19 protein-coding genes are annotated in these 18,919 nt (G+C 75.6%); 9 read left to right on the top strand and 10 right to left on the bottom strand.

Going from position 1 to position 18,919, the window contains the following annotated elements:
- Window positions 1–2: 2 nt before the first annotated feature.
- The 4 genes from ACI797_RS06610 to ACI797_RS06595 all read right to left on the bottom strand — a co-directional run bounded on the left by ACI797_RS06610 (window position 3) and on the right by ACI797_RS06595 (window position 5,886).
- The gene (locus ACI797_RS06610) at window positions 3–353 is read right to left on the bottom strand and encodes a Rieske (2Fe-2S) protein (RefSeq protein WP_456857775.1); all 351 of its coding nucleotides are present in this window, start codon (window positions 351–353) and stop codon (window positions 3–5) included.
- A complete protein-coding gene (nirB, locus tag ACI797_RS06605; RefSeq protein ID WP_456857771.1) occupies window positions 350–2,881 on the bottom strand; it encodes a nitrite reductase large subunit NirB in 2,532 nt (843 codons plus the stop codon). Before nirB ends, ACI797_RS06610 begins: the two co-directional genes overlap by 4 nt.
- The gene (locus ACI797_RS06600; RefSeq protein ID WP_456857769.1) at window positions 2,881–5,469 is read right to left on the bottom strand and encodes a molybdopterin oxidoreductase family protein; all 2,589 of its coding nucleotides are present in this window, start codon (window positions 5,467–5,469) and stop codon (window positions 2,881–2,883) included. Before ACI797_RS06600 ends, nirB begins: the two co-directional genes overlap by 1 nt.
- A 96-nt stretch (window positions 5,470–5,565) precedes the next feature.
- Complete coding sequence (locus ACI797_RS06595; protein WP_456857766.1) at window positions 5,566–5,886, bottom strand: hypothetical protein; 321 nt, start codon at window positions 5,884–5,886, stop codon at window positions 5,566–5,568.
- Window positions 5,887–5,932: 46 nt separating this feature from the next.
- On the opposite strand from ACI797_RS06595, the gene ACI797_RS06590 reads away from it, so the two are divergent.
- Window positions 5,933–6,721: an SDR family NAD(P)-dependent oxidoreductase gene (locus tag ACI797_RS06590; protein WP_456857764.1), complete on the top strand. Its 789-nt coding sequence runs from the start codon at window positions 5,933–5,935 to the stop codon at window positions 6,719–6,721.
- A 30-nt stretch (window positions 6,722–6,751) separates the two neighbouring features.
- Entirely contained in the window at window positions 6,752–7,438 is a 687-nt protein-coding gene (locus ACI797_RS06585; RefSeq protein ID WP_456857762.1) for a GNAT family N-acetyltransferase, read from the top strand.
- Window positions 7,439–7,625: 187 nt separating this feature from the next.
- Here ACI797_RS06585 and arfB read toward each other — a convergent pair whose 3' ends face one another.
- On the bottom strand, window positions 7,626–8,066 hold the full coding sequence (arfB, locus tag ACI797_RS06580) for an alternative ribosome rescue aminoacyl-tRNA hydrolase ArfB (protein WP_456857759.1): 441 nt from the start codon (window positions 8,064–8,066) through the stop codon (window positions 7,626–7,628).
- 26 nt (window positions 8,067–8,092) lie between these two features.
- Window positions 8,093–8,560 (bottom strand): membrane protein insertion efficiency factor YidD, encoded by a 468-nt coding sequence (yidD, locus tag ACI797_RS06575; RefSeq protein WP_456857755.1) that lies wholly within the window; start codon window positions 8,558–8,560, stop codon window positions 8,093–8,095.
- A 56-nt stretch (window positions 8,561–8,616) separates the two neighbouring features.
- Here yidD and mmuM point away from each other — a divergent pair, with 56 nt between their 5' ends.
- On the top strand, window positions 8,617–9,525 hold the full coding sequence (mmuM, locus tag ACI797_RS06570) for a homocysteine S-methyltransferase (RefSeq protein ID WP_456857750.1): 909 nt from the start codon (window positions 8,617–8,619) through the stop codon (window positions 9,523–9,525).
- Between the two features lie 87 nt (window positions 9,526–9,612).
- Entirely contained in the window at window positions 9,613–10,290 is a 678-nt protein-coding gene (locus ACI797_RS06565) for a hypothetical protein (protein ID WP_456857747.1), read from the top strand.
- Between the two features lie 50 nt (window positions 10,291–10,340).
- Here the strand turns inward: ACI797_RS06565 and ACI797_RS06560 are convergent, their stop codons facing one another.
- Together ACI797_RS06560 and ACI797_RS06555 are read right to left on the bottom strand one after the other, a co-directional pair.
- A complete protein-coding gene (locus ACI797_RS06560; RefSeq protein ID WP_456857742.1) occupies window positions 10,341–11,198 on the bottom strand; it encodes an SDR family oxidoreductase in 858 nt (285 codons plus the stop codon).
- Window positions 11,199–11,340: 142 nt separating this feature from the next.
- Window positions 11,341–11,472: a hypothetical protein gene (locus ACI797_RS06555; RefSeq protein WP_456857739.1), complete on the bottom strand. Its 132-nt coding sequence runs from the start codon at window positions 11,470–11,472 to the stop codon at window positions 11,341–11,343.
- Between the two features lie 184 nt (window positions 11,473–11,656).
- On the opposite strand from ACI797_RS06555, the gene ACI797_RS06550 reads away from it, so the two are divergent.
- The 5 genes from ACI797_RS06550 to ACI797_RS06530 all read left to right on the top strand — a co-directional run bounded on the left by ACI797_RS06550 (window position 11,657) and on the right by ACI797_RS06530 (window position 17,511).
- Window positions 11,657–12,493, top strand: coding sequence for a CPBP family intramembrane glutamic endopeptidase (locus tag ACI797_RS06550; RefSeq protein WP_456857734.1), 837 nt, complete (start codon window positions 11,657–11,659; stop codon window positions 12,491–12,493).
- A gap of 58 nt (window positions 12,494–12,551) precedes the next feature.
- Complete coding sequence (locus tag ACI797_RS06545) at window positions 12,552–15,101, top strand: DEAD/DEAH box helicase (protein WP_456857732.1); 2,550 nt, start codon at window positions 12,552–12,554, stop codon at window positions 15,099–15,101.
- Between the two features lie 4 nt (window positions 15,102–15,105).
- Window positions 15,106–15,855: an ANTAR domain-containing protein gene (locus ACI797_RS06540; RefSeq protein WP_456857729.1), complete on the top strand. Its 750-nt coding sequence runs from the start codon at window positions 15,106–15,108 to the stop codon at window positions 15,853–15,855.
- Between the two features lie 178 nt (window positions 15,856–16,033).
- Complete coding sequence (locus tag ACI797_RS06535) at window positions 16,034–16,747, top strand: sulfite exporter TauE/SafE family protein (protein WP_456857724.1); 714 nt, start codon at window positions 16,034–16,036, stop codon at window positions 16,745–16,747.
- Entirely contained in the window at window positions 16,744–17,511 is a 768-nt protein-coding gene (locus tag ACI797_RS06530; RefSeq protein ID WP_456857722.1) for a sulfite exporter TauE/SafE family protein, read from the top strand. Before ACI797_RS06535 ends, ACI797_RS06530 begins: the two co-directional genes overlap by 4 nt.
- Window positions 17,512–17,515: 4 nt before the next feature.
- Here ACI797_RS06530 and ACI797_RS06525 read toward each other — a convergent pair whose 3' ends face one another.
- Entirely contained in the window at window positions 17,516–18,064 is a 549-nt protein-coding gene (locus tag ACI797_RS06525; RefSeq protein ID WP_456857720.1) for a hypothetical protein, read from the bottom strand.
- 67 nt (window positions 18,065–18,131) lie between these two features.
- Complete coding sequence (locus ACI797_RS06520) at window positions 18,132–18,854, bottom strand: HNH endonuclease family protein (protein ID WP_456857718.1); 723 nt, start codon at window positions 18,852–18,854, stop codon at window positions 18,132–18,134.
- Window positions 18,855–18,919: the final 65 nt, after the last annotated feature.

Genomic DNA, 18,919 nt, shown 5'->3' with positions numbered 1-18,919 from the left:
CATCAGACGTCGACGACCACGTTCCCGTCGACGTCGCGCGCCGGGTAGCGGCGCATGGCGAGCCCGGCCGCCGGCGAGGCGCCGTCGGACCAGCGGAACGCGTAGAGGTGCAGCGGGCAGACCAGGACGTCGGGATCGGTCTGCCCGTCGGCCAGCGGTCCGCCGGCGTGCGGGCAGCCGGCCTGGGTCGCGTGCAGCGACCCGTCGCGCAGCCGGAAGACGGCGACCTGGGTGTCCCCGGCGACGAAGGCGCGGCCCTCCCCCGGCGGGATGTCGTCGACCCGGCCGACGGTCCAGGCCCGGACGGCGGGCGCGGTGGTCGCGGCGGCGGCGGACTGCTCGAGCAGGCTCATCGGACGGGCACCTCCGGCAGGTCGAGCAGCGGCAGGGCCGGCCGGAACTGCCCCGGCGTGGCCGGCGCGGCGCCGTCCTGGCCCCAGGGGTCGGTGTAGGCGTCGATCGACATCTGCAGCCGCTCGTCGAGGCCGGCGACGAGGCCCTCGGCGTCCTCGAGCAGCACGGCCTGCACCGTCTCCAGCCCGACCCGCGGCACGAAGTCGTAGGTGCGCTCGAGCCAGTTGGCGTGCTCGCGGTAGTACTGGATGAACCGGCCGGTCAGCTCCAGCACCGCGGCCGGCGAGTCGACGGTGGCCAGCAGGTCGCCCTTGCGCACGGTGGCCCCGGCCGCGCCGCCGACGTACACCTCCCACTTCCCGTTCCCGACGGCGACGACGCCGACGTCCTTGACGTAGGCCTCGGCGCAGTTGCGCGGGCAGCCGACCACGGCGAGCTTCAGCTTGCCGGGGCTCTCGATGCCCTTGAGCCGCTCCTCCAGGTCGATGCCGAGCTGCGTGGAGTCGCCCAGGCCGAAGCGGCAGAAGTCGCTGCCCACGCAGGTCTTCACGGTGCGGAAGCTCTTGCCGTACGCGTGCCCCGACGGCATGCCGAGGTCGGCCCACATCGCCGGCAGGTCCTCCTTGCGGACGCCGAGCAGGTCGATCCGCTGGCCGCCGGTGATCTTCACCATCGGCACCTCGTACTTCTCGGCGACGTCGGCGATCGTCCGCAGCTGGGCGGGGGTGGTGACCCCGCCCTTGATCTGGGGGACGACGGAGAACGTGCCGTCGCGCTGGATGTTGGCGTGCACCCGGTCGTTGATGAACCGGCCGTCGCGCTCGTCGACGAACTCGTCCCCCCACATCATCCGCAGCAGCGACGTGAGCCCCATCTTCGACCTCGCGTCCTCGGCGCCGCCGGGCGCGAGCGCCGCGAAGACGGCGGAGACGCTCCGGAGGTCCTGCGAGCGGATCGCCGCCACGAGCGCCGGCTTGGCCAGCGGCACGCCGGGCACGTACCAGCTCGCCGACTCGTCCTCCGTCACCTCGCCGCCGGCGGCCCACTCGACGACCTGCCTGACCAGCGACCTGCACGAGCCGCAGCCCTTGCCGGCCCGGGTGCGGTCCATCACGGCACCGGCGCTGCTGCAGCCGTCGGCGACCGCGCCGCAGATGGCCTGCTTGGAGACGCCGTTGCAGTTGCAGACCTGCGAGTCCATCGGCATCTCGGCGACGCCGACCTCCTCGGCGCCGTCGGAGAGGTCGACCAGCAGGCGGATCCGCTCCTCGGGCAGGGGGCTGCCGCGGTCGAAGGCCTGGGTGAGGAAGGCGACCTTGCGGGTGTCGCCGATCAGGGTCGCGCCGATCAGCCTGTCGTCGCGGATCACCACCGAGCAGTGCACGCCGCGCCTGGGCTCGGAGATGACGAGGACCTCGTCGTCCGGCCGCTCGGGCGCCTTGACGCCCATGGTGGCGACGTCGACCCCGGCGACCTTCAGCTTCGTCGCCAGCCGGCTGCCGTGGTACTCGGCGGACGGGTCGGCGCCGGTGAGCACGTCGGCGAGCACCTTCGCGTGCTCCCAGGCGGGGGCGACCAGGCCGTAGACCGTGCCGCGGTGCTGGGCGCACTCGCCGATGGCGTAGACGTCGGGGTCGTCGGTGCGCAGCTGGTCGTCGACGACGATGCCCCGCTCCACCTCCAGCCCGGAGAGGACGGCGACGTCGGTGTGCGGGCGGATGCCGGCGGCGAGCACCAGCACGTCGGCCTCGAGCTGCCGGCCGTCGGAGAGCACCACGCCGCGCACCCGGTCGGCGCCGAGCACCTCGGCGGTGAGGGTGGACAGGTGCACGGTGATGCCCAGCGCCTCCACCCCGGCCCGGAGGATCGCGCCGGCGTCGGCGTCGCACTGGGCGCTCATCAGGTGCGGCGCGGCGTCGACCAGGTCGACCGCCATGCCGTGGGTCTGCAGCGCGCGGGCGGCCTCCAGCCCGAGCAGGCCGCCGCCGACGACGACCGCGCGCCGGTGCGTGCGCGCCGCCTCCACCATCGCCCGGGTGTCCTCGATGGTGCGGAACCCGAAGACGCCGGGCAGCAGGCTGCCGTCCGCGCGGTGCACCCCCTTGACCGGGGGGATGAACGAGTAGCTGCCGGTGGCCAGCACGAGGTGGTCGTAGGGGGTGACCGTGCCGTCGTCGGCCCGCACCTGCTTGGCGGCGGTGTCGACCCGCTCGACCCGCACCCCGGCGCGCAGCTCGACGCCGTTGTCGGCGTACCACTCGTGGGTGTTGAGGACGATCGAGTCCTCGTCCTCCTCCCCCGCCAGCACCGGCGAGAGCATGATCCGGTTGTAGCACCCGTGCGGCTCGTCGCCGAAGACGGTGATCCGGAACTGCTCACCGCCGCCGCGCTCGAGCACCTCCTCCACCAGCCGCGCGCCGGCCATGCCGTTGCCGACGACGACCAGCCGGGCGCGGGTGTCGAGCGTGTCGTCGTCGATGTGCAGGGCGGTGACCCCCGCCGGGCGCCCGCCCAGGACGGCCGTCATCAGACCTCCACCAGCCCGAGGTCGAGCACGAGCTCGCCGGTGACGCCCTCGGGCGCGGCGGCGTGCAGCTCGACGACGGTGCCGCCGGGCAGGTCCTCGACCACCCGCAGCGGCACGTGCACGTCGCCCCTGGCGCCGATCGGGAACCAGCGCATCGGCTCGCCGTCGCGCAGCAGGAGCACGTAGACCAGCTCGGGCGCGGAGTTGCCGCCGCGGAAGTACAGCGCCTGGGCCGACGCGCCGGCGGGCACGGTGTAGCGCAGCGAGGGATCGAGCGGGCCCGGCTTCGCCAGGCCCTCGCCGGTGATCGGGAAGACTCCTTGCAGGAACCGGGGGCTGCTCTTCACGCTCGTGGTCCTCCTCCGGGACGGCGGTCGCGGTTCGCGGGATGGGCTGTGCTGGAAGGGGCGCGGGGCCGGCTGGTCGGCCGGGGCGGGCAGCCGCTCCTCGGGCGGGCCGACGCGGGTCACCGCGACGGCGCACACCTTGAAGGCGGGCATCCGGCTGGTCGGGTCGAGCGCGTCGGCGTCGGTCAGCGCGTTGGCGCTGGAGCCGCCGCCCCAGTGGAACGGGGCGAAGACGACGTCGGGCCGGATCGCGTCGGTGAGGTGGGCGGCGAAGCGCGCCCGGCCGCGGCGGGTGGCCAGCTCGACGACGTCGTCGGGGCCGATGCCGTGCCGGCGGGCGAGGTCGGGGTGCAGCTCCGCGCGCGGCACCGGCGCCACCAGCTGCAGGCTGCGCGAGCGGCGGGTCTGCGTGCCCGACTGGTACTGGGCCAGCACCCGGCCGGTGGTCAGCACGTACGGGTACTCGCGGTCGGGCCGCTCGTGCGGCTCCACGTGCTCCACCCGCAGGAACCGGGCGCGGCCGTCGGGGGTGGCGAACCGCTCGGTGAACAGCCGCGGCGTCCCCGGGTGCTGGGGGGCGGGGCACGGCCAGAAGACGCCCTGCTCGTCGTCGATGCGCCGGTAGCTGATGCCGGAGTAGTCGGCCGCTCCCCCGGCGCTGGCCCGGCCGAGCTCCTCGAAGACCGTCTCGGGGTCGCCGCTGAAGCCCCGCGCGCCGAGGCGCCCGGCGAGCTCGGCCAGCAGCTGCAGGTCGTCGCGGACGCCGGCGGGCGGGTCGAGCGCCCGGCGCCGGCGGATCACCCGCCCCTCGAGGTTGGTCATCGTGCCCTCCTCCTCCGCCCACATGGCGCTGGGCAGGACGACGTCGGCCAGCTGCGCGGTCTCGGAGAGGAAGAAGTCGCTGACGGCGAGGAAGTCGAGGTCGCCGAGCCGGCTGACCACCCGGCGGGCGTCGGGGGCGGACACGGCGACGTTGGAGGCGAGCACCAGCAGGGTGCGCACGCCGCCGTCGGTGCCGAGGGCGTCGAGCAGCTCGTAGGCGCTGCGGCCCGGCTGCGGCAGGTCGTCGGGGTCGACGCCCCAGACGGCGGCGACGTGCGCGCGGGCGGCGGGGTCGGCCAGCCGGCGGTAGCCCGGCAGCTGGTCGGCCTTCTGCCCGTGCTCCCGGCCGCCCTGCCCGTTGCCCTGCCCGGTGACCGTGGCCCAGCCGCTGCCGGGCCGGCCGGGCAGGCCGAGCGCGAGGGCGAGGTTGATCCACGCCTGCGCGGTGTCGGTGCCGCTGCGGTGCTGCTCGGCGCCGCGGGCGGTGAGGACGACGGCCTTCTCCGCCCGCGCCAGCGCGAAGACGGTGCGCCGCTGGTCGGCCACCGGCACGCCGGTCAGCCGCTCCACGCGGTCGGGCCAGTACGCGGCGACGCCGGCCCGGACCTCCTCGAAGCCGGTGGTGCGCGCGGCGACGTACTCCTCGTCGACCAGTCCCTCGGCGACGGCGATGTGCAGCAGCCCGTTGGCCAGCGCCAGGTCGGTGCCGGGCAGCGGCTGCAGGTGCAGGGCGGCGTCGCGGGCGGTCGCCGTGCGCCGGGGGTCGACGACGACGTGCTGCGCGCCGCGCTCGCGCCCGGCGTCGAACCACTGCATGGCCGGCGGCATGGTGTCGGCCGGGTTGCTGCCCACCAGGACGACGACGTCGGCGCCGGCGATGTCGGAGAGCGGGAACGGCATGCCGCGGTCGATCCCGAACGCGCGGGTGGCCGCGCCGGCGGCCGAGGACATGCAGAAGCGGCCGTTGTAGTCGATGGCGCTGGTGCGCAGCGCGACGCGGGCGAACTTGCCGAACTGGTAGGCCTGCTCGTTGGTCAGCGAGCCGCCGCCGAAGCAGCCGACGGCGTCGCGGCCGTGCTCCCGCTGGGTGCGCCCGATCGCGCCGACCACCCGGTCCAGGGCGTCCTCCCACGTCGTCTCGACCAGCGGGCTGGTGCGGTCGCCGGGGACGGCGCGCGCCAGCGGGCGCAGCAGCCGCTCCGGGTGGTCGAGCAGCTCGGCCGACGACCAGCCCTTGGAGCACAGGCCCCCGCGGTTGGTCGGGAAGTCGGAAGGGACCAGGGTCGCCGGGCGGTCGCCGGCGGTCACGCTCATCCCGCACTGCAGCGAGCAGTACGGGCAGTGGGTGTCGGTGGTGCGCGTGCCACCCGTGCCGTCGCCCGGCCGGGCGGCGGACGGCATCGGCAGGGCGGTGGGCACACGACGAGGTTCGGCGGCCGTCGTTTCCCGACGGCTGCCCCGGCGTCAAGGCTGCGTTCCGAGGACCTCACGGCGCCCTCGGCGCGGCTGTGCGGCTCAGCGCTCCCGGCGGAGCGCGGCCGGGGCCCGGCGGCGCCAGGCGGCCTCGGCGAGCTCCTCGAACAGGCCCGGGTCGACGGCGGCGACCGCGACCCGCACGCCGGAGAGCCGCTGCCCCCACCACAGCAGCTCGACCCCGGGCGCCCCGGCGGCGGCGCGCGCCAGGTCGTCGTCCACCAGCACGTTCACGACGCCGTCCTCGGGGACCGAGGCGACCACCTCGCCGCCGCCCACCCGGACCGACCGGCGGCCGTGGTGGTCAGCCTCGTAGGTGCCCGGGAGGGCCAGCAGCAGGGCCACCGCGTCGTCGAGCCGCACGGGGACATCCTGAATCGGACCGGACCCCACCGGGTAGGGCGCGACCATGACTTCGACGACCAAGCCCCTCGCACTGGTGACCGGCGCGTCCAGCGGGATCGGGCTGGAGCTGGCCCGGCAGTTCGGGCAGAACGGCTTCGACCTCGTGATCGCCGCCGAGGACGCCGGTCTCCTCGCTGCCGCCGAGGAGCTGCGGCAGACCGGCGCCGAGGTGCAGAGCGTGCAGGTGGACCTGCGGACCCCGGACGGCGTGACCCAGCTCTACGCCGCCGCGACCGCCGGCGGCCGCGCGCTCGACGCGGTGGCGCTCAACGCCGGCGTCGGGCGGGGCGGCGCGTTCATCGACACCCCCCTGGCCGACGAGCAGGACGTCATCGACCTCAACGTCACCTCGACGGTGCACCTGGCCAAGCTGGTGCTCACCGACATGGCCGCCCGCGACGAGGGCAAGGTGCTGATCACCTCCTCCATCGCCTCGACCATGCCCGGGTCGTTCCAGGCGGTCTACAACGCCTCGAAGTCGTTCCTCCAGTCCTTCGCCGAGGCGGTGCAGGAGGAGCTCGAGGACACCGGCGTCACCATCACCTCGCTGATGCCGGGACCCACCGAGACGAACTTCTTCCACCGCGCCGTCATGGACCACACCCCGATCGGCCGCGGCAAGAAGGACGACCCGGCGCAGGTCGCCGCCCAGGGCTTCGCCGCGCTCATGGACGGCAAGAACAAGATCGTCGGCGGTTCGCTGATGACCAAGGCGCAGAAGGCGATCGGCGACGTCCTGCCCGACCGGGTCAAGGCGGTGACGCACCGCCAGATGGCCGAGCCCAAGGACTGAGGCAGCGGCGGGGTCTGGTGGGATGGGGCGGTGACCGAGCGGCGCCCGACCGTCGAGCGCATCGAGACCCCTCCCCCGCCGCCCCCGCCGCCGGTGCGGCCCGCCGAGCAGCGGGACGTGCCGCGGATCGCCGCGACGCTCACCCTGTCGCTCGGCGACTCGCGGTGGGTTCGCTGGGCGCTGCCCGGCGACGGCCGCATGCAGCGGCTCACCCGCCTGCACGAGCTGTCGGCCGGCCACCGGGCGGTGTCGACCGGCACGGCGTGGGTCACCGACGACGTCACGGCGGTGGCCGCGTGGGTGCCGCCGCCCGGTGCGCCGGGCACCCGGCCGCTGCCGGACGACGTCCGCGCGGCGCTGGACCGCGAGCTCCCGTTCCTCTCCGCCGAGCGGTGGCCGGCGGTGCGCCGGACCGACGAGCTGGTCGCCCGTCTCGCCCCGGCCGGGCCGCACTGGCGGCTGGCCCACCTCGGCACCCGGCCGACCGCCCGGCGGAGGGGCGCGGCCACCGCGCTGCTGGAGGCGGGGCTGGCGGCGGTCGACGCGAGCGGGCTGCCGGCCGCCACCGCGGTGCACGCCTGGGCCGACGCGGCGTTCCTGCGCCGGTCCGGCTTCACCGTCGCCGAGGCCACCCGGACCGCGGACGACGAGCTGCCGCTGTGGGTGCTGGTGCGCGAGCCGGGCTCAGCCGCCGGGGGCGACGCGCTCCCGGGCTGACACCTCTCCCGGGACGTCGCGGCGGGCGGCAGCGCCGCGAGCGCGTCGGCCACCGTGCGCCCGGTCGGCAGCAGCTCCTCCCGCTCGGCGATCACCCCGGCGGACAGGGCGACGCACCCGTCGCAGCCGGACCGTCACGCTCACGGGTCCTCCCCTCGTCGGGCGTCACGCCGGCGCCGGCGGGCGGTCAGTCCCACCGCCGTCGGGAGCGCTTGAGCTCGCCGCGCATCTTCTTCGCCTGGATCCGCCGCTCCTGGCTGCCCCGCGTCGGCTTCGTGCGGCGGCGAGCCGGCGGCGAGGGCGCCAGGGCGGCGCGCAGCACCGCGGCCAGCCGCTCGCGCGCGGCCTGACGGTTGCGCAGCTGCTGGCGGTGCTCGCTGGCGGCGACGGTGAGGACGCCGTCGACGAGCCGGCCGCCCAGCCGCTCGGTCAGCCGCTGCCGCTGCTCGTCGCCGAGCCCGGGCAGGTCGTCGACGGCGACGGAGAGCTCCACCCGCGAGTCGGCGGTGTTGACCCCCTGGCCGCCGGGGCCGGACGAGCGGGAGAACCGCCAGGCCAGCGCGCCCGCGGGCACGACGAGCCGGTCGGTGACGGGCAGGTCACCGGAGGCGTCGTCGCTGGCGGGCACGCCGTCCAGTGTCGCGGATGCGCTGCTCAGGGGACGGGGTCGGGGCCGCCGGCCGCGCCGGGGCGGCAGCGCACCAGCCGGCGCAGCGTCAGCCAGCCGCCGCGCAGCGCGCCGTGCCGGCGGATCGCCTCGATACCGTAGGCCGAGCAGGTCGGCGAGTACCGGCAGCACGGGGGACGGCGCGGGCTGATCTCCCGCTGGTAGACGCGGATCGCCGCGACCATGCGCTCGGCCGGCCGCCCCGGCGCCCGGACCGCCCGCCGCACCGTGCCCGGCAGCACGAGCATCGCCTCGGGGCCGCAGCCGAGCAGCTGGGCCAGGCAGCAGCCGGTCTGCAGGAACAGCAGGTCGCGCAGGCAGTTGTCGTCGCCGCGGCGCCGGTAGCCGTAGCCCGGCGGCGGGCCGTACCCCCGGCCGTACCCGGGAGGGGGCCCGTAGGGGCGGCCGTAGCGCGGACGGCGACGGCGCGGACCCCAGCCGAAGACGAAGACCATCTGCCGATCCTGCGGGAGCGGGGCACCGACCGCAGGGCGGCGCGGATGATGACGGCGTGGCACCGCGCACGCCGCTCGCCGAGGCCCTGGCTGCCGGGCCCGTCGTCCTCGACGGCGGCCTGGCCACCGAGCTCGAGCGGCGCGGCCACGACCTCTCCGGCCACCTGTGGTCCGCCCGCCTGCTCCGCGACGCGCCCGCGGCGATCGCCGCCGTCCACGCCGCCTACGCCGCGGCCGGGGCGCAGGTGGTCACGACGGCGAGCTACCAGGCCACCCACGAGGGCTTCGCCCGCGCCGGGCTCGGGTCCGGGGAGACCGACCACCTGCTGCAGCGGTCGGTGTCGCTGGCCCGGCGCGCCGCGCCGGACGCCTGGGTGGCGGGCTCCGTCGGGCCCTACGGCGCGATGCTGGCCGACGGCTCGGAGTACACCGGCGGCTACGCCGACGACCTGGGGACCTCCGCCCTGCGGCGCTTCCACCGCCCGCGGATGGAAGGGCTGGCCGCGGCCGGCGTCGACGTGCTGGCGCTGGAGACCGTGCCGGCCGCCGCCGAGGCGGAGGCGCTGCTCGCCGAAGCGGCCGCGCTCGACGTCCCGGTGTGGCTGTCGCTGACCACCGTGCTCGACGACGAGGGGACCGTGCGCACCCGCCGCGGCGAACCGGCGGCCGAGGTCTTCGCGCAGGCCGCGGACACCCCCGGCCTGATCGCGGTCGGCGTCAACTGCACCGACCCGGCGGGCGTCCTGCCGGCCGTGGAGGCCGCCGCGGCCTGCGGCGTGCCGGTCGTCGTCTACCCGAACAGCGGCGAGCGTTGGGACGCCGCCGGCCGCCGCTGGACCGGCGAGCCGGTGCGGGCCGCCGCCGACGTCCCCCGCTGGGTCGCCGCGGGCGCCCGCCTGGTCGGCGGGTGCTGCCGGACCGGCCCCGCGCAGATCCGCGCGGTCAGCGCCGCCCTCCCCCGCTGATCACCGTGGGTGACGCCTCGTCGCCCGGACCGGTGAACGGGTCCCCGGCGGCTCGCCCGGCCGGCTACGGCGTGTGACGCTCGGCCGGTGACGACCCGGGGGAGCGCACACCTGCAGCTGGTGACCGACGAGGTCGCCGAGCCGGTCGCGGTGACGGTCGCCGCGCCCGCGGTCCGCGCGAGCGCCAACGCGTTCGGCATCGCCGGCACCACGGTGGCGCTGGCCGTCGTCCTCGCCCTGCTCGGTGCCCAGGACTGGCCGCTGCCCGGGCGGACCGCCGACGGCGTGACCGACGTGCCCTCGTCGCTGGTGCAGTTCCTGGTCGTCTGCGCCGGGCTCTGCCTGTGGGCCGCCGGGCGGGTGACCCGGCCGGCGCGGACGTTCCGCTCCCCCGCCGCCGCGTCGGTGTGGTGGGCGGTGGTCGCCGCCGCGGCGTTCGTCTCGCTGACCGCCGCGGTGTCGCTGGCCTCCTGGGGCGGGTTCGGCGCCCACCCCGCCGACCTGCTGGTCCGCTGGACGGTCCCGTTCGTGCCGGCCCTGCTCGCCGGGGTGCTGGCCCGCCGCGACGGGCGGGCGGCCCGCCTGCGCGCCGCGCTGGGCACCGGCGTGGTCACCCTGCCCCTGTTCGCGCTGGGTTGGGCGCTGCTCGCCTCCCCCGCCGGCATCCCGCTGCCGGCGTCGGAGGTGCTCTCGACCACGTTGCTGGCCGGCGTGGCCCCGTTCGCGGTCGCCGTCGCCATGGTCACCGCCGAGCGCCGCCCGTAGCGGAGTCCCACGACGGCGCCCTGCCCGCCGCGGGACCCCGCGTCGGGGCGTCAGAGGATCGGGTTGCCGCCGGTGACCGCGACGCGTGCGCCGGACACGTAGCTGGCCTCGTCGCTGGCCAGCAGCACGTACACCGGCGCCAGCTCGGCCGGCTGCCCGGCGCGGGCCAACGGCACCTGCTGGCCGAAGCTCTCCACTTTCTCCTCGGGCATGGTGGCCGGGATCAGCGGCGTCCAGATCGGCCCCGGGGCGACGCTGTTGGCCCGGATGCCCTTGTCCGCGTACATCTGCGCGAGGCTCGCGGTGAAGTTGGCGATGCCGGCCTTGGTCATCGCGTACGGCGCGAGGTTCGGGCTCGGCATATCGGAGTTCACCGACGACGAGTTGATGATCGCCCCGCCCGAGGGCATGTGCGGGATCACGTCCTTGCAGAGGGTGAACATCGCGCTCAGGTTCAGCGCGACGGTGTGGTCCCACTCCTCGTCGGAGACCTCGTCCAGGGTGTCGTGGCTCATCTGGTAGGCCGCGTTGTTCACCAGGACGTCGACCTTGCCGAAGGCCTCGACGGCCTTGGGGATGATCGTCTTGGCGTGCGCCCGGTCGGCCAGGTCGCCGGCGACGAGGACGCACTTCCGGCCGGCCTCCTCGACGTACCGGGCGGTGTCCTGTGCGTCCTCGTGCTCGTTCAGGTAGCTGATCAGGACGTCGGCGCCCTCGCGGGCGAAGGCGATGGCGACCGCGCGGCCGATGCCGCTGTCGCCGCCGGTGATGACCGCGGCCTTGCCGGTGAGCCGGCCGGACCCCCGGTAGCTCTCCTCGCCGTGGTCGGGCTTGGGGTCCATCTCGCCCAGCGTGCCGGGCGGGGTCTGCTGCTGTGCGGGCTGGGAATCGGGGCGCGGTGACGACATGCGCCCCGCCTACCCGCGCCGCGCCGGGCGGAACCGGATCGTGACGCCTCGCGACGTGGTTCTGGGGCCGGACCCGCGCTCCGGGGGTCCGGCTGGACGTGCGGAGCGCGTGACCCGCCCCCAGGAGCGGGCCGGCCGCGACCTACGCGGCGCGGGCGACCGACGACTCGGCGGGGGCGGCCACCGGCAGCTGCCAGCGCAGCACCAGGCGACGCCGGCCCGTCTCGTCGACGACCGGCACCCAGCGGCACTCGGGACACTCACTGGTGCGCACCGTCGCGCCCCCTTCCGTTCACCTGTCGTTCACCTTCTGACCACTATCGGTTCATCCCATGCCCGCGCGGAGGCGTCGTTACCGGATCGTGATCGCCGCTCGGCCCGGTTCCGGAACGAGGAGACCCGGCAGAAGGTGGCGCGCGACCCTGTTGTGCGCCTTCCGGCGCTGCCAGGCTCGCGGGGTGACCGAGACCGAGTCGACCCGCACCTCGTTCTGGGACCGGCCCGCGACGTGGAAGGCGTTCGCGGTGGTCGGTGGCTACCTGGTCGTCTACCTGGTCGTCTCGCTGGTGGTCGGCCTCCTCCTCGGCGACCGGGTCGCGGAGAACCCGCTGGAGGACGCGACCAGCATCGTCGTCGCGCTGGTGCTGCCGATCGGGATCGGCGGGCTCGCCCTGCTCGTGTTCACCTGGCGCGTGGGCTGGCTCCGCGAGGTCTTCGGTCCCCAGCCGATCGGTGGCCGCGGCTGGATGTGGACCGCCCCTGCGCTGATCGCGGCCGTGGTCGTCGGGCACCTCGGCGCCACCGACTGGAACCGGTGGACCGGCGGTGAGATCGCGGTGCTGGCGCTGGCCGGCCTCTGCATCGGCGTCACCGAGGAGCTCGCGACCCGCGGGCTGGCGGTGAAGGTGCTGCGCGACGCGGGCCACGGCGAGCGGTTCGTGGCGGTCGTGTCGTCGCTGCTGTTCGCGCTCATGCACACGGTCAACCTGCTGGCCGGGATGGCGCTGTCGACCGTGCTGGCCACGCTGGCCTACACGTTCTGCTTCGGCATGTGCATGTACCTGGCGATGCGGGTCACCGGCACGATCTGGGCCGCGATCGTCCTGCACGCGCTCACCGACCCGACCACGTTCCTGTCCACCGGGGGGATCGACGAGGCGGTCGGCGCGCGGACGGAGAACGCCTGGTCCCTGCTGGCCTCGTTCGGCACGTTCGCGTTCCTGGTCTTCGCGGTCGTCGCGGTGTTCCTCGTGCGGGGCCGGGTCCGGCCGGCGGAGCCGGCACGCGTCGGGTAGCACGATCGGCCCGGCGGTGCCGGGAAGCGGAGCGGCGTCGGGCACGCTGTTGTCCACGATGACCGCGATCGCCGCCCCTCCCCTGCTCGACGACCCCGCCGACCTCACGTCGCTGCGGGCGCTCGGCGACGACCCCGACGAGCTGTTCGCCCGCTTCGCCGCGTGGGCCGACGCCGGGGGCACGACGCTCTACCCGGCGCAGGAGGAGGCGCTGATCGAGCTGGTCAGCGGCGCCCACGTGGTGCTGGCCACGCCGACCGGCTCGGGCAAGTCGCTGGTGGCCACCGGAGCGCAGTACGCCGCCCTGGCGGGGGGACGGCGAAGCTTCTACACCGCCCCGATCAAGGCGCTGGTGAGCGAGAAGTTCTTCGCCCTGTGCGGCGTCTTCGGCGCGGAGAACGTCGGCATGCTCACCGGCGACGCCGCGGTCAACCACGACGCCCCGATCATCGCCTGCACCGCCGAGGTGCTGGCCAACATCGCGCTGCGCGAGGGCCGCGAGGCGCCGATCGGCCTCGTGGTCATGGACGAGTTCCACTTCTACGGCGACCCCGACCGCGGCTGGGCCTGGCAGGTGCCGCTGATCGAGCTGCCCGACGCCCAGTTCCTGCTGATGTCGGCCACCCTCGGCGACACGGAGAAGCTGCGCGAGGACCTCACCCGCCGCACCGGCCGGCCGACGGCGCTGGTCGCCCACGCGGAGCGCCCGGTGCCGCTGCACCACTACTACGCGACGACGCCGATGCACGAGACGATCGGCGAGCTCCTCGACACCCGGCAGGCGCCGGTCTACGTCGTCCACTTCACCCAGGCCTCGGCGCTGGAGCGGGCGCAGGCGCTGATGAGCGTGAACGTGAGCAGCAAGGAGGAGAAGCAGGCGATCGCCGACATGATCGGCGGCTTCCGGTTCTCCTCGGCCTTCGGCACGACCCTCAGCAGGCTGGTCCGGCACGGGATCGGCGTCCACCACGCCGGGATGCTGCCCAAGTACCGGCGGCTGGTGGAGCAGCTGGCCCAGGCCGGGCTGCTCAAGGTCATCTGCGGGACCGACACCCTCGGGGTCGGGATCAACGTGCCGATCCGCACCGTCGTCTTCTCCGCGCTCTCCAAGTTCGACGGCACCCGGATGCGCCTGCTCACCGCCCGCGAGTTCCACCAGATCGCCGGCCGCGCGGGGCGGGCCGGCTACGACACCGCGGGCACCGTCGTCGTCCAGGCGCCGGAGCACGAGGTGGAGAACCTCAAGCAGTTCGCGAAGGTGGCCGACGACCCGAAGAAGCGCCGCAAGCTGGTGCGCAAGAAGGCGCCCGAGGGCATGGTCCCGTGGTCGAAGTCGACGATGGAGCGGCTGATCGAGGCCGACCCCGAGCAGCTGACCAGCCACTTCCAGGTCACCACCGGGATGATCCTCGACGTCGTCGCCCGGCCCGGGAACCCGGTCGCCGCGATGCGGCACCTGCTCACCGACAACCACGAGCCGCGCAAGCGGCAGCTCCGGCACATCCGCGAGGCGATCGGCATCGCCCGCTCGCTGCTGCAGGCCGGCGTCCTCGTCCGGCTCGACGAGCCCGAGCCCGACGGCCGCCGCTACCGGCTCACCGTCGACCTGCCCCCGGACTTCGCGCTCAACCAGGAGCTGTCGACGTTCGCGCTGGCCGCCATCGAGCTGCTCGACCCGGCGTCGGACACCTACGCGCTGGACGTGGTGAGCGTCGTCGAGGCCACCCTCGACGACCCCCGCCAGATCATCGCCGCGCAGCTGAACAAGGCCAGGGCCGAGGCCGTGGCGCAGATGAAGGCCGAGGGCATCGAGTACGAGGAGCGCATGGAGCTGCTCGAGGAGGTCACCTACCCGCAGCCGCTCGCCGAGCTCCTCGAGCACGCCTTCGACGTCTACCGCCGGTCCAACCCCTGGGCCGCCGACGCCCACCTCTCGCCGAAGTCCGTCGTCCGCGAGATGTGGGAGCGGGCGATGACCTTCCGGGAGTTCGTCTCCACCTACGGGCTGACCCGCTCCGAGGGCGCGGTGCTGCGCTACCTCTCCGACGCGTTCAAGGCACTGCGCTCGGGGGTGCCGGCCGCTGCGCGCACCGACGAGGTCACCGACCTCGTCGAGTGGCTCGGCGAGCTGGTGCGCCAGGTGGACTCGTCGCTGCTCGACGAGTGGGAGGCGCTCACGAACCCCGACACCGGCGCGATCGACGAGGTGGCCGTCCCGGCCCGGCCGCGGCCGCTCACCGGCAACGAGCGGGCGTTCACCGCGATGGTGCGCAACGCGCTGTTCCACCGCGTGCAGCTGTGGGCGCGCCGCCGCTGGTACGACCTCGGCGAGCTGGACTCGGCGTCCGGCTGGGACGCCGAGCGCTGGGGCGAGGTCGTGCAGGCCTACTTCGCCGAGCACGACGAGGTCGGCACCGGCGCCGACGCCCGCGGCCCGGCGCTGCTGGTGTGGGACCGGCAGCCGGGCGTCTGGCGGGTGCGGCAGATCCTCGACGACCCGGCCGGCGACCACGACTGGGGCTTCGAGGTCGAGGTGGACCTCGAGGCCTCCGACGAGGAGGGGCACGCGGTGGTCCGCCTCGTGGGTGCCGGCCGCACCGACGGATGAGAAGGTGCGCGGCGTCAGCGCACCCGAGTCGGCCGCCGGACGCTTCGAGCTGGCGGTCCACCAGCCGCCCCCGCCGGAGCTCGCCGCTCCCGAGCTGCTGCCCGCCCGCCTGGCCCACGCCGTCGCCGCCGCGCTCCCGGTCGACGGCGCCGGGCTCACCGTGCACGCCGACGGCGGCCTGCGCGCGCCCATCGGGGCCAGCGACCCGACGACGGCGCACGCCGAGCGGCTGCAGTTCACCTTCGGCGTGGGCCCGTGCCTGCGCGCCGCGGACGACGGCGCCGTCATCGCCTTCGACGAGGAGGACATCCGGCGCAACTGGGCCGGGCTGCACGCCTCGCTCACCACCGAGACGCCGTACCGGGCGGTGCTGTCCCTGCCGCTGATGCCCCCGCTCGGCCCGTTGCTGGTGCTCGACCTCTACCAGTGCGACCCCGAGGAGCTCACCGGGCTCGACCGCGACGAGGTGGAGGCCGTCGTCGTCCGCCTCACCACCCGGCTGGCCGATGCGCTGCTCGCGCCCGACGACCCGCAGGAGGCCGCCGGCTGGTGGAAGGGCCCCGACGCCCTGCGCCGCACGCAGGTCTGGCAGGCGATGGGCATGGTCACGGTGCTGCGCGGGCTCGAGCCCGCGGACTCCCTCGAGGTGCTCCGGGCCCACGCCTTCGCCACCGGGCGGGTCGTCGACGACGTCGCCGCCGACCTGGTCGCGCACCGCCTCGACGTCTCCGCGCTGGCCGCCGTCCCCGACTAGGGCTCGTCCCGCCCGCCTCCCCCAGGACGGGCACACGCCCACCGCCCTCTCGCGCCCGCCGAGAGGGCGATGAGCGTGTGCCGGTCCAGTGCGGCGCGGCCAGTCGGTGCGCTCACCCGCGGCAGTCCGTCCAGGGGTGCGGCGGGTCACACGGCGGCCTGTGACACGCTCGCAGCCGATGACGGGGTGGGAGATGGTCGCGGTCGCCGCCGGCCTCGCCGCCGGGTCGATCAACGCCGTCGTCGGCTCGGGGACGCTCGTCACCTTCCCGGTGCTGCTGGCGGTGGGCCTGCCCCCGGTGGTGGCCACGGTGTCGAACTCCCTCGGGCTGGTGCCGGGCAACCTGACCGGGGCGATCGGCCACCGGCGCGAGCTCGCCGGCCAGCGGCCCCTGGTCCTGCGGCTCTTCCCCGCGTCGGTGCTGGGTGCCGTCACGGGTGCGTTCCTCCTGCTGCACCTGCCGGCCGAGGCGTTCGAGGCGGTCGTGCCGGCGCTGGTCGGCCTGGCCGTCGTCCTCGTGGCCGTCCAGCCCCTGCTGCAGCGCTGGCTGCGCCGCCGCGGGTCCGATGCGCCGGTGCGGCTGCGCGACTGGCGGCTGGCCGGGCTGCTCACCGGCGCCTACGCGACCGGCGCCTACGGCGGCTACTTCGCCGCCAGCCAGGGCGTGCTGAAGAACGTGCTCACGCTCGGCGTCAACGCGGTGGCGGCGGGCACCTACGTGCTGGTGGCCACCGACCGGGTCGACTGGCTCGCCGCCGGGCTGGTCGCCGCGGGCGCGCTGCTCGGCGGGTGGGTCGGGTCGTCGGTCGGGCGGCGGCTGCCGCCGGTGGTGCTGCGGACGGCGGTCGTCGTGCTCGGCCTGGTCGCGATCGCGGTGCTGGTGACCCGGTGAGCGTCCTCGAGTTCTGCCTGCTCGTGCTCGCCGGCGTCGGCGCGGGCCTGTCCGGCAGCATCGCCGGCCTGGCCTCGCTGATCAGCTACCCCTCGCTGCTGGCGGCCGGCCTGCCCCCGGTGACGGCCAACGTCACGAACACCGTCGCCCTCGTCCTCAACAGCGCCGGGTCGGTCAGCGCCTCGCGGCCGGAGCTGCGGGGACAGGGCCGGCGGCTGGCCCGGCTGGCCGCGGCCGCCGTCCTGGGCGGGGCCACCGGCATGGCGCTGCTGCTGCTCACCCCCTCGGAGGCGTTCGAGCGGATCGTGCCGTGGCTGATCGGCGGCGCGTCGCTGCTGCTGCTCGTGCAGCGGCCACCGGGCGAACTGGCCGCCGAGGCGGCCACCCACCCGCACCCGCGCGGGGACTCGCGGTGGCTGGCCGTGGGCACGTTCGCGATCGCGATCTACGGCGGCTACTTCGGCGCCGCGGCCGGCGTGATGATGCTGGCCGCATACCTCTTCGCCACCGGCGAGCGGCTGCCGGTGGCCAACGCGCTGAAGAACGTGGTGCTGGGCGTGGCCAACGCCACCGCCGCGATCGGCTACGTCCTCCTCGCCTCGATCGCGTGGTCGGCCGTGCTGCCGCTGGCGGTCGGGCTGTTCTGCGGCGGCTTCCTCGGCCCGGCGGTGGTCCGCCGCGCCCCGCAGCGGCTGCTGCGCCGGCTGATCGGGCTGGCCGGCCTGGGCCTGGCGGTCACCCTCGCCGTGCAGGCGTACGGCTGAGCGGCTACCCGCGGACGACGTAGGCGGCGAGGAAGAGCACGAAGCCGCTGACCAGGAGCAGCAGCCGCGCCGGCGTGAGGCCGTTGAGCAGCCCGGCGGTGACCTCGACCGTCGCCGGGCGGACGACGGCCTCGCGGACCCCCCGGCGGACCAGCCGCACCTCGTCGGCCAGCAGCGGACCGGAGGCGCCCAGCAGCCCCATGCCGACCACCAGCAGGACGAGGGCCAGCCGCTCGCGGAAGCCGCCCGCCGTCCCCGCGAGGAGCAGCACGGCGACCAGCCCGAGCAGGGTGCCGAGCAGTGCCCCGGCGACCGGCGCCCACGGGCCCATCCGGGTGACCGGGCCGCGGCGACGGGGCCGCACCGTCGGCCGGGCGGCGACCGGTCCCGTCGTCGTCCCGGCGACCGGCGGGGCGCCCGCTGCGGGCGGCTGCTCCGGGGCGGCGAAGGCGACCCCCTCGATCGGGTGCGTGCCGGGGTCCGGCTCCGCTCCCGGGTCGGGGGTCGCGCCGTGGGGTGGCCCCGCGGGCGGGGGCACGTCTGATCCGGTCACTTCCTCACCTCACCGGTCACGCTAGGCGCACCCGCCCCGCGACCCGGGGAACCGCGCCCGGCGATCCTCAGCAGGTGGCGAGCAGGTCGCGCAGGGCCGCGGCCTCGGCGGCGGTCACCGACAGCTCGTACTCCGCCTTCACGGTGACGACGACGCTGGCGTACTCGCAGCCGTAGGAGGGGTCGGGCGGCACCCACTCCTCCGCGGTGGAGTCGCCCTTGCTCGAGTTCTGCTCGCGGGTGGTGGCGATCAGGTTGGACAGGTCGTTGGCGAAGGCCTCGCGCTCGTCGTCGGTCCACGCCGCGGCCCCCTGCACCCACGCGGCGGCCAGCGGGACGACGTGGTCGATCGGCACCTGGCTCGCCTCGTCGCGGCTGAACGCGACCACCTCACCGGTGTAGGGGTCGACCAGGGTGCCCGCGACGACGATGCAGCCCTCCGTCCCCTCGCGCACCTCCACGTCGGTCAGGTCGCGGTGCAGGACGTCGTTGCGCTGGTCGCACCCGTTGCGGTCGACGTCGGACCACGCCGGGCCGAACACGCAGCCGGCGCCGTCCCCGCAGTCCCGCTCGTAGCCGGCCAGGCCGCCCTTCGCCGCGATCGGCAGCGTGCCGAGCGCGGCGCTCGCCGCGGCCGGGTCCAGCGTGCCGGCCGGCACCTCCCCGCCGTCGGCCGGCGGGCTGTACGACGTCGGGCCCGGCCGGTCGGTGGCGAGGTAGATCGCCAGGACCAGCAGCGCCACCACCAGCAGGCCCAGCGTGGACGCGCTGCCCGTGCGCCTGCGACTCATCGGCCCCTCCCCCGCGCCGGACCCTACGAGCGCGGGGCGACGGATCCGGGAAGACGCGCGGGAGC

Source organism: Geodermatophilus sp. SYSU D00691, from assembly GCF_054050275.1.
Note: the sequence above shows the minus strand (reverse complement) of the source record. Positions and strands in the feature narration are given on the sequence as shown.